At 50.3% G+C, this 10,743-nt stretch carries 10 protein-coding genes; 8 read left to right on the plus strand and 2 right to left on the minus strand.

The features are described from left to right. Positions 1–466: 466 nt before the first annotated feature. The 8 genes from CX651_RS13065 (at position 467) to CX651_RS13100 (ending at position 9,203) form a co-directional block, all read left to right on the plus strand. Positions 467–952 carry a DUF2919 domain-containing protein gene (locus CX651_RS13065; RefSeq protein ID WP_101056431.1) on the plus strand — a complete coding sequence of 162 codons (486 nt, stop codon included), beginning with the start codon at positions 467–469 and terminating at the stop codon, positions 950–952. Positions 953–1,231: 279 nt separating this feature from the next. After that, complete coding sequence (locus CX651_RS13070) at positions 1,232–2,440, plus strand: HD-GYP domain-containing protein (protein ID WP_101056404.1); 1,209 nt, start codon at positions 1,232–1,234, stop codon at positions 2,438–2,440. A gap of 117 nt (positions 2,441–2,557) precedes the next feature. After that, positions 2,558–3,379, plus strand: a complete 822-nt coding sequence (locus CX651_RS13075; RefSeq protein ID WP_146225992.1) for an SDR family oxidoreductase — start codon at positions 2,558–2,560, stop codon at positions 3,377–3,379. Between the two features lie 34 nt (positions 3,380–3,413). After that, complete coding sequence (locus tag CX651_RS13080; RefSeq protein ID WP_101056406.1) at positions 3,414–4,034, plus strand: thiol:disulfide interchange protein DsbA/DsbL; 621 nt, start codon at positions 3,414–3,416, stop codon at positions 4,032–4,034. 376 nt (positions 4,035–4,410) lie between these two features. Beyond that, the gene (locus CX651_RS13085; RefSeq protein ID WP_039032820.1) at positions 4,411–4,677 is read left to right on the plus strand and encodes a DUF4212 domain-containing protein; all 267 of its coding nucleotides are present in this window, start codon (positions 4,411–4,413) and stop codon (positions 4,675–4,677) included. An 11-nt stretch (positions 4,678–4,688) separates the two neighbouring features. Beyond that, on the plus strand, positions 4,689–6,422 hold the full coding sequence (locus CX651_RS13090) for a sodium:solute symporter family protein (protein ID WP_101056407.1): 1,734 nt from the start codon (positions 4,689–4,691) through the stop codon (positions 6,420–6,422). A 260-nt stretch (positions 6,423–6,682) separates the two neighbouring features. Then, on the plus strand, positions 6,683–8,530 hold the full coding sequence (locus CX651_RS13095) for a DUF294 nucleotidyltransferase-like domain-containing protein (protein ID WP_101056408.1): 1,848 nt from the start codon (positions 6,683–6,685) through the stop codon (positions 8,528–8,530). A gap of 1 nt (position 8,531) precedes the next feature. Further along, a complete protein-coding gene (locus CX651_RS13100; RefSeq protein WP_101056409.1) occupies positions 8,532–9,203 on the plus strand; it encodes an exonuclease domain-containing protein in 672 nt (223 codons plus the stop codon). A gap of 167 nt (positions 9,204–9,370) precedes the next feature. Here CX651_RS13100 and CX651_RS13105 read toward each other — a convergent pair whose 3' ends face one another. Together CX651_RS13105 and CX651_RS13110 are read right to left on the minus strand one after the other, a co-directional pair. Beyond that, positions 9,371–10,075, minus strand: a complete 705-nt coding sequence (locus tag CX651_RS13105) for a DUF3379 domain-containing protein (RefSeq protein ID WP_101056410.1) — start codon at positions 10,073–10,075, stop codon at positions 9,371–9,373. Then, entirely contained in the window at positions 10,068–10,631 is a 564-nt protein-coding gene (locus CX651_RS13110) for a sigma-70 family RNA polymerase sigma factor (RefSeq protein WP_101056411.1), read from the minus strand. Before CX651_RS13110 ends, CX651_RS13105 begins: the two co-directional genes overlap by 8 nt. Between the last annotated feature and the right edge of the window lie 112 nt (positions 10,632–10,743).

The raw sequence follows: 10,743 nt of genomic DNA on the forward strand, positions 1-10,743 counted from the left end.
GTCTGCGGGGAGACTTGTCCATCCTCTTTATAGACAAACGCCCTAAGCCAAATCGGCCTAGGGCGGTAAAAATATCAAAGACCCGATATCCTGTTAATCACAAGGCAGCTCCGCTTAAGTGAACTACGTTGCGCCAAGCCGTGGGGCTTTTTTTACCTTCACTCAGTGGCAACCAATCCGGGGGGATATGGGACTCTTAAGGTTTTAGAGTCAAAATAGCCAAACAGCTTGTTTCTGGCTTCTATTTATTGCGCCACATACTTGAATTGTGTTGCCACAGGACCCACCTCATTATTTCGTAAGATGGCTGGTCGAGACGCGCTCTCAGATCGCCTCATTGAGACAGCTTATGGGAGAGGCGTATCCCGCTGCTTAAAAACAGAGTCAGTCACAAGTGTGAACGCTTTCGGTTATTTTTACCATGGCTGTGCCAGGCCTTGTCTGGGTGAGTCACAATGATGGGATTATGTCCTTGCTTAAATTTGAACATGTACGCTGGCTTGACAATGATGGCCATATCAAGCCGCCGTTACTGCTTTACATCATAGTGCTGTTTTTGGCCCGCGGCTGGTGTGTGTTTGTTGCATCTCTGACCCAAGCCAGCGACAGGGCCGCTTTGGTACGGTTGTTTTATCCGGAAAAGAGTGACTTTCTATTGTCTCTGGCCGCAGGCGCTGGCGCCTTGCTGATCTATGGTTTGATCCTGGCCGAGCGTAAACGGGTATTTGAGGCATTGATCCCACTGTTTCGACAAATTCGCTGGTGGTTGGCGCTGTTGCTGGGAATAGATGGCGTGCTGCTTATTCAGCGTCTTGGTCACAACGATTGGTTGTTTAGTTGGAATCTAGCGTTGGATGCCTTATTCCTGTTCTGGTCCTTGCTCTATCTCGCCAAGTCGGCGCATTTACGCCATTATCTCAACGACTGGCAAAAACAGGAGAAATTGGAGTGACTTAAAAGGCAGATTCGGCAGTTATTTGCTATATAAAACAGAGACCCATTGGCAGCGTTCGGCTTAGACAGTTATCACTAGCGACTTTGGCGGATGAAATCTGAACAGAAAATTGTATGCATGGTGGATTAACGACTAAAACACTGTCAAACAAGCGATTTTTGTCATAAATTTGTCATTTCATTCTTACGTTTGGTTTCCAATGGTCTATAGTTAAGATTCTTGGATTTCATTTTTTAAAACCTTGTTTTATCAAGTTGTTCTCTGGAGAAACTTTGAGTGGCCAAAGCTGAAAGGATCCATCTCCCTCTGTCACGCCTGCAAACTGGCATCACAGTCAAACTGCCGCTGTCCTGGACAGATCATCCCTTTTTGTTCAATCGCATTGAAATCAAAGATGCCAGTCAGATAGAGATGATCCGCAATCTCGGTGTGCCCTATGTCATTTTAATCTCTGACGAAGACCTACTTAATGATGTAATTGAAGAGGAAAACGAGGCACAGCAAGCAACAGAACGAGCAAAGGACAACCAACCGGATCCCAAAGCCTCTGCCCGCAAGGCGATACGTAAGAGCCAGGGACGCTTTTTGAATGCCATTAATGACTGTCGTACTGTAGTCAGTAAGTTAGTGTCTGATCCTGAAGGTGCCATTCGCGAAGCTTCAGCTTTAGTCGAGCAAATGCTGAACCATCTATTGGAGTCTGGCAATCCCAAGTTGGCCTTGGTGTCCAGTGGTGAAGGGACTCCCAGCGTGACTCAGCACGGGATATCAGTTGCGGTACTGGCCTTGATGATTGGCCATTCGCTTGAGTTGTCCAAGGACAAGCTGAGGGATATTGCTCTGGGGGCACTTCTGCACGATATAGGCAAACTCAAGGTGCCCGATGCCATCAGACGTAAGCGCAGCCCCTTGAGTCAGCATGAAAGCAACTTTCTCTCCATGCATCCCAATTTTGGTTATGACATGCTCAAACGTAGTGGCTTGTTTGGTAATGAGGTGTTGCATATTGTGAAGCATCACCATGAGTTTATCGATGGCTCAGGTTATCCCGATAGGCTTAAGCTGGCCAAGCTGCCATTGACCACTCAGATAGTCGCGCTGGCTAATGACTATGACAGCCAATTGGCTCGTCAAGAGATAGTCTCGCCGCAAATTGCTTTGGGATATCTGTTTAAGAATCGGGTTGGCAAGCATCAAGAGCAGCTGATTTCGGCGTTGGTGAAGGTATTGGGGATTTACCCGCCAGGCACTTTGGTGAGCTTGTCTGATAACAGCGTCGGTAAGGTGATGATGACCACATCAGAGGTGCGGCAACCTCAGGTTTGGGCTTGTAAAAACGATGGTAGCGAGCCTAAATTACGTTTTTTGATGGACGAAGAGGTTAGCGTGGAAGCCGTACTCAAGTCTGAAGAGCTGACTGAGGGGGCCGCAAGAACTCTGCAAACCGGGGCTGGCATCAGTTTCTATTTCAGTGCCTTGGAGTAGCTTGCAACTCGCGTTCTCTTGCCGTGAGCGGCCAAACTTTGGTCATTCATAGATCCACCTCTGGTTTTTATTCTCATATGTCTTATGCTTGAGCTCGGTATACAGCGGAGTAGGGCGATGAAACATATTGCGGTTTGGGGCTGTGGTTGGTTCGGTTTGCCATTGGCAAGGGAACTGGTCACCAGAGGGGTTAAGGTTTGCGGCAGTAAGCGTACCGAGGAGGGCGCGGAGCTGTTGAGAAAAGAGGGGCTGGAAGCCGTGATCCTCAATCTTGCAGAACCGGCTCTTTTACCTTCGTTGCCGGATGACTGTGATGCCCTGGTACTCAATATTCCCCCCGGTCTCAGGCGCGGCGATAATGATTATCTACCTTCTCTCGAGCGTCTATTGCCTGTGATTGCTGCAAGCCGTATCAAACGTCTATTGTTTATTAGTAGTTCAGGGGTTTATCCCCAATCCCAAGGTGTAGTCACTGAGGCGACAGCTGTTGATGTCTCGTCGGACAGTTATTGCACCACCTTGGCAACAGCTGAACAGAAGATACTGGCGCTTGCCAATGAAGGCCTTGAAGTCACTGTCATTCGCTTTGCCGGTTTGGTCGGTCCAGGGCGCCACCCTGGGCGCTTCCTTGCCGGGAAGACAGGGCTGCCCGGCGCAAACGCCGTGGTGAATCTGGTGCATCTCGATGACTGTATAAATGCTTGCCTGCAGTTATTGACCGCAGCTAACCCCGGGGCCATCTATAACCTTTGTGCACCTTGTCATCCAACCAGGCAAGAATTTTATCCGGCAGCTGCCAAAGCGCTCGGTTTGGCGATGCCCGAATTTGCCACAGATAATGGAACGGGTAAGTGGGTGGATGGTTCTCTCATCTGCCGCGAGCTTGAGTTTGAATACAGGTACTCCGAGGCAGATAGCCTTATTGCTGCTTGCCAATAAAAAGCGTGACTAAAAAATAACAAGAGGAAAGCCTATGTCTTTGTTATCCAAAATGGTGAGAGTCTTACCGCTGATATTCCTGGCCCTCAGTAGTTTAAGTGTCAGTGCGGCCGATTTTCAGGAAGGGCGCGACTATATCAAGGTGCCTGGGATCCCTGAAGCCAAGAGCGGCATAGTCAGAGAGTTTTTCTCCTATAACTGTCCCCATTGCTACTACAAGGATCCCTTGATGCAGCAGACAGCTGAACTGCTCAAGGGTAAGTTGGATTTTGAACGCACTCCCGTCGGCGCCGGGCGCCCCTCCTGGATCCTCAGTCAGGAAGCCTATTATCTGGCGCAGAAATTCAGGATTACCGATCAGGTGCACGGTAATATTTTTAATCGGATCCATGAGAAGCATCAGGCTTTTGAAAGACCTCAGCAGTTAAAGGACTTCTTTTTGGCGCAGGGGGTGAATGAACAAGAACTCAACCAAACCTTGGGCTCGGCCGACAGCAAGCTGGCACTGGCTAATTATGATACCCAGACTCAGCTCTCCGGGATCCGGGGAGTGCCTTCGCTGTTGGTCAATGGCAAATATTTGATCACCTCGAAAAGTTCAGACCCCAAGGAGCTGGCGGCGCTTATCCTCTACCTGAACCAGGAAGCACCCTAGTTACAACACTGTTTTAAATACAATCAAGAGGCCAAAAGGCCTCTTTTTTTTACATAGTTAATCGTGAGCCCATTTCGCCGCAGTTTTAGATGGATTTAATGCAGTAGTAATTGTCGCTAATGGCTTATCTTGTCGGTGAATAGTGAGCGGCTCACGGAAATTATCTTGAAAATCACTTCGACATTGGTCTAATGATTCGTAGCAAATAAACGAGCGTTTAATTGGCGATTTTGGCCTTAACCTTTTGATTATGTTTGCTTTACTTTGGTTGTTAATGGTGTGTAAATTTTGGCTTAGACTAAGGTCTTGATTGTAGCGCTCCCGGCGGTTGCTAGATTAACTGTGACTTAATAATTATTACCACAGGGGAGTCGCTATGGGTTTTGAAAACAATGACAAGGCAAAGGGGTACTGGCGCGAAAATTTGCGCTTGGTACTGGGACTGCTGGCCATCTGGTTTGCTGTTTCCTACGGTTGTGGGATTTTACTGGTGGACGTTCTCAATGAAATTCATTTTATGGGATTCAAGCTTGGCTTCTGGTTCGCCCAGCAAGGTTCCATGTATGTGTTCGTAGTGCTGATTTTCGTTTATGCGGCCAAAGCGAATGCCTTAGATAAAAAATATAACGTACACGAAGACTAAGGAGCGGGCCGATGGATGTTCAAACATTAACTTTTTTAATTGTGGGGCTCTCGTTTACTCTCTATATCGGGATTGCCATCTGGTCAAGAGCCGGCTCTACCAAAGATTTTTATGTTGCCGGTGGTGGGGTTCACCCAGTGATGAATGGGATGGCGACGGCGGCAGACTGGATGTCGGCAGCCTCTTTCATCTCGCTGGCGGGGATCGTCTCCTTCGTGGGGTTTGACGGCAGCGTGTACCTGATGGGCTGGACTGGCGGTTACGTGTTGCTGGCTTTATGTATGGCACCTTACCTTCGTAAGTTCGGCAAATTCACTGTGCCTGACTTTATTGGTGAGCGTTATTACTCTCAGGCGGCTCGTGTAGTGGCTGTGGTGTGCGCTATTTTCATCTGCTTTACCTATATTGCCGGGCAGATGCGTGGTGTTGGTGTGGTGTTCTCCCGCTTCCTGGAAGTGGATGTCGACACCGGGGTGTATATAGGTATGGCAGTGGTGTTCTTTTACGCCGTACTCGGAGGCATGAAGGGGATCACTTACACTCAGGTGGCGCAATACTGCGTGCTGATATTCGCCTTTATGGTTCCGGCCATCTTTATCTCTGTGATGATGACGGGCCACATTATTCCGCAAATTGGTTTTGGCGCTGAGCTGATAGATGCCGCCGGGAACGATACCGGGGTGTATCTGCTGCAAAAGCTCGACGGCCTGCAAACCCAGCTGGGGTTCTCTGAATATACCGAAGGCGCTAAGAGTACCATAGATGTATTCGCTATCACGGCAGCGCTCATGGTGGGGACTGCCGGTCTGCCCCATGTGATTGTGCGCTTTTTTACCGTACCCAAGGTAAAAGATGCCCGTATTAGCGCCGGTTGGGCATTGGTATTTATTGCCATCATGTATACCACAGTGCCGGCTTTGTCCGCATTCTCCCGGGTAAACATGATAGAAACCATCAATGGCCCTGAATCTACCGGTGTTGCCTATGAGTCGGCGCCCCAGTGGATCAAAAACTGGGAAAGCACCGGGCTTATCAAGTGGAACGATAAGAACGGTGATGGCAAGATGTACTATGCCAAGGGTAACCTCACCGATGACAGCAACAATGAAATGGATATCGATCGCGATATCATGGTGTTGGCGACCCCTGAAATCGCCGATCTGCCAGCTTGGGTGATTGCCTTGGTGGCGGCCGGTGGTCTGGCGGCAGCGCTGTCGACTTCTGCGGGCTTGTTGCTGGTGATCTCAACTTCGGTATCCCATGACTTACTGAAGAAAAACTTAATGCCGGACATTTCAGACAAGAAGGAACTGTTCTATGCCCGAACCGCGGCGGCTGTAGGTGTAGTTATCGCAGGCTACTTCGGTATCAATCCACCTGGTTTTGTGGCGGCAGTGGTGGCTTTGGCATTCGGGTTGGCGGCATCTTCACTGTTCCCGGCAATCGTGATGGGCATTTTCTCCAAGTCGATGAACAAGGAAGGGGCCATTGCCGGTATGGTGATGGGGCTTGGTTTTACTGCGGGCTATATCATCTACTTCAAGTTTATCAATCCGGCTGGCAATAATGCCGAGAACTGGTTATTTGGTATTTCGCCGGAAGGTATCGGCATGGTTGGCATGATAATCAACTTTGTTGTAGCGATTATCGTTGCCAAGATGACAGCTGCTGTTCCTGAACATGTGCAGGAAATGGTTGAATCTATTCGCTTCCCTAAAGGTGCAGGCACGGCGCAGGAACATTGATAGTCAGTGCCCTGAACGCCAGTTCTTGTGTAAGCCAGAGTGCTGCAAGGAGTTATGAACACCTTACTTAAGTGCTTACTAAACAGAGGATCCCCCGCTTAGTCGGGGGATTTTTTATCTATCTTGCTTGGGTTGGATACTCATCTTTGGGGTGTGGGCTTTCTGTTTCAGGGCTGGTGGTATTCGACTAAAGCCAGATAGTCAGTACTCTTCAGAGTGGGCAATACTGTGATGAGTCAATCCAACTTTAAAGGCCGCCCATGGATGAGAGTGAACTACTGCCCATTCGCCACTTTCTGCAACAGACAATTCCTTTCAATGAACTGCCGCGCCCTATACTGGAGCAATGTTGCCGTGCCATCAGCATAGGCTATTACAGCAAGTCGATGAAAGCCGTGCCGCTGGACTCAGCTAATCCCATGCTTTATATCGTTCGCAGTGGCGCCTTTGAAGTACGTGATGCAGAGGGCGAACTGCTTGACCGCCTGGGAGAGGGCGATTATTTCGGCTTTCCCTCTCTGCTGTCGGGCGAAGAGAGCTGTAACAAGGTACTGATCCTTGAAGATGGCTTGGTCTATCATGTGCCGCCGGCGCTGTTTGACACTCTGCGTCTGGAGTGTCGCAACTTCGATCGTTTCTTCAACCGAGCCTATGCCAAACGGCTGCGCCATCAAGGGCGTTTTCGGGCCAGGGATCTGACCACTACCAGCCGGATCAGCACTCTGATGACCCATGAGCCCATTGGCGTCGAACAGCGCTTTTCCATTACCGATGCGGCCAAGTTGATGCGCAAGCACAGGGTGTCGTCTGTACTGGTACTGGATAATCACAAATTGGTTGGGATCCTTACCGACAGGGATCTGCGTAATCGGGTGCTGGCCGAGGGGCTTAGCGGCAATGAAGCCGTATTTCAGGCCATGACCCGCCAGCCTGTGCACATAGAGGCTCAGGCTCTGGTATTTGAAGCCATGCTGCTGATGAGTGAACATAACATTCACCATCTGCCGGTCATGGAGCAAGGTCAGCCGGTGGGGATGATCACCAGCACTGACATACTGCGTAGCCAGGCATCCCAACCTTTGTTGTTGATTGGCGAGATAGAGCGGCAAAAAGATCTGCCGAGTCTCATCAGTGTTAGTCGGCAAATTCCGCTTTTGCTGCAAAACCTTATCAGCGCCGATGCTCGTGCCGAGGAGATTGGCCGGGTACTGACTTCGGTTACCGATGCGCTTACCCGCAGGCTTATTCAGCTCAATCAGGCGCTGCTTGGGGAGGCGCCGATGGCGTTTTGCTGGTTGGCATTTGGGTCCCAGGGGCGGCAGGATCAGGCCGCCTGCTCGGATCAGGATAATGGATTATTGTTGGCCGAAGAGCCGGATGAGCATGCCAGAGGTTACTTTCAGGCCTTGGCCAAGGGCGTATGCGCCGGGCTCAATGAGTGTGGTTACGTATATTGTCCCGGCGATATCATGGCGCAAAACCCCAATTGGTGTTTGTCGCTGGCAAGCTGGCAGCAAAAGTTTGCCTCCTGGGTCAACATCCCTGAGCCCAAGGCCTTGATGCATGCCAGTATCTTTTTCGATATGCGCTCCGTATACGGTCCGGACAGCCTGTTTGGTGCACTGCAGGATAAGGTGTTGGCGCAGACCAAAGACAACGATATCTTTCTGGCGGCCTTGACCGGCAACGCCTTAAGTGAGTCGCCGCCGTTGGGGTTCTTCCGTAAGTTTGTACTCGACAGGGATGGCAGTGAGGTCAAGGGAATGGACCTTAAACACAGGGGCAGCGCCCTTATCAATGATATCGCCCGGGTTTATGCTTTGGCAGCCGGCATTAAAGAGGTCAATACCGCCAAACGGATCCGCGCCTTGATGGAAAGTAAGCTTTTAAGCCGTAAAGATGCTCTCAATCTTGCCGATGCCCATGAATTTATTGCCCATATGCGGCTCGCCAATCAGGGGCGTCAGTTTGACCAGGGCCAAGGGATAAGTAATTTTCTGATGCCGCAGGCACTCTCTTCGCTGATGCGCCACCAACTCAGGGATGCCTTCAAAGTGGTGCATGATGCCCAGGCAGCGCTGAGACTCAAGTTTACCCGGAGTTTCTAGAATGCCTTTGCTGCATAGAACCCGCCTGGCCTGGCATTGCTGGCAGGCAAGAGAGCCTCTCAAGTCTTTTTACCAGGCCTTGAGTCCAGTATTATCCAAGCCTGTGGTAGAGGCGCCTTTAATGGCGCTGGACTTGGAAATGACCGGCCTTAAGCCGGGGTGCGATCAGATCCTCTCTATAGGTGTGGTGCCTATCAACAAAGGACGATTGGAGCTCAGCGGCGCCCGCCACAAATTGGTGAGTATCGCCGGCAGTGTCGGTCAGAGCGCCACGATTCACGGCATTATGGATAGTCATCTTGAACAGGGGGCTCTGGCGCCCGAGCAGCTTTTGCCTTGGCTGTTAGGGCAAAGTCAGGGGCGCGTTTTACTGATGCATCATGCTCCTTTGGACTGCGCTTTTCTCAGCAGGCTTTGTCAGCAGGCATACGGTACTAAGCTGCACCTTCCCGTGATAGATACCCTGCTGCTGGAAAAGACCCGCCTGCAGCGGCAACAAGAGGTGCTGCCAAGCGGTAGTCTACGCCTCGGCGCTTGCCGTAGCCGCTATCATTTGCCGCCGTATTCGGCCCACAATGCCCTGACCGATGCGCTGGCCTGTGGTGAGCTGTTTCTGGCGCAAAGCTGTGATGCTGCCAAAGAGCCGGTGGCCGATTTCCTCTCCTGGATATGACAAGAGACTGAAAAGTTATATTAAAAACAGCATTTACGGCCGAGGATTAAGTTGGTTTAGTTCGGTGAACTTTTCAAGGTCAACCTTTCCCAAGGCTTTTCATGCTTACCTATGAGTCAGCTACTAGGCAACACTGTCTCACACTTGGTATTGCAAAGCCTGAACCTTTAAATAAAGCTCTGTTTTATTTCTTCTTTAATAGCGTCCAGGTCTTGAGGATACTCGGCTACCAACACCAGGTAAGCTGAGTCGGTTTTTATCGCCTCTCCTCGGTATTCGCTATCGGCAAAGGCTTCGGCGAGCATCACCCTGTGCTCAGCGGGCACAATAAACACTGTTACCTTGCCTTGTTCACCGGCCAATACCAGATGAATACTTTCAATTCCCTGAAAATCGCAGAAGGTGCTGTAAAACACCCGTCCAGGTTGGCTATTGAACCTGGCACTGCCCAACCCCTTAAGCGATGCCAGTTCGGCATTGATTGCTTGATAAGAGATATCGGCATTACTGGTCATGGCCATGGTTTCATGGCGCACATGGGCAAGGGCGTGTTGTCCTAAATCCACCGGCCCCTGGCGCCAGAGACTGAAACTGACTCCGGCAACAAAGGCGACGGATGCGGCCATTGCTAGCATCCAGCCTGTACGTTTGCGTCGATGATAGTGTACGGCCAACTGTTGTTTCAGCAGCAGTTTTTCGCTCAGATCTTCGGCCACAGGAATTCTGAGTGCCTGACTTATCTTGCCATCGAGTGCCTTGAGTTCGGCGACAAACGCCTGACTGTCCTCGTTTTGACTTAGAGCCTCGAGAAACTCGGGATCCTGATTATTGGGGTCGCCATAGGCCTGGCGGCGAAACTTCAGCTCATCCATTGGATTGACCTCTGACCTTGGAGTGTTCCAGTGCTTCTTTTAACTGATTCCTGGCCCGAAACAAGCGGGTCATGACAGTATTTCGGTTTAGATCCAGCAATTGGGCAATTTCATCGCCACTGAATCCGGCTATCAGCTGTAATAACAAAGGCTCCCGATACTCGGGTTCCAATTGGGCTATTTGACGCCTGAGCAGGTAGTGTTCGGCATGTTCTTCCTGGCTTTGGGAACCGGGATCTTGCCAATGCTCTTCGCCGATATCGGCATAATCAAACTGTTTACGCTCAAAGCGGCGGGCATTTTCCCGCCGTAAAATGGTGATTAACCAAGCCTTGGCCGCCTTGTCATCTTTCAATGAATCCAGCGAACGCCAAGCACGGAGAAACGTTTCCTGGGTGATATCTTCAGCCACATGACGATCGCCGCAAAGCCAAAAGGCGTAGCGGTAAATATCGGCATGCAGCGCCCTGACCAGGCTATCGTAACGTCTTTGTTTATTCAGCATGTCAGAAATGACCGCATCATCAGACTTTTTCTTTCGCCAGCTATCGAACATTTTCATGCTTGTTTTATTTTTGTTGCCGCTAAGCTTAATGGCCTTGAGGGCATTCTGGCAAATATCATGAGCGTAAATTTGGTTACAAGCCCGATTTAGCCTGGATTTAAGT

It is taken from the genome of Shewanella chilikensis, from assembly GCF_002836945.1.
Taxonomy (GTDB): domain Bacteria; phylum Pseudomonadota; class Gammaproteobacteria; order Enterobacterales; family Shewanellaceae; genus Shewanella; species Shewanella chilikensis.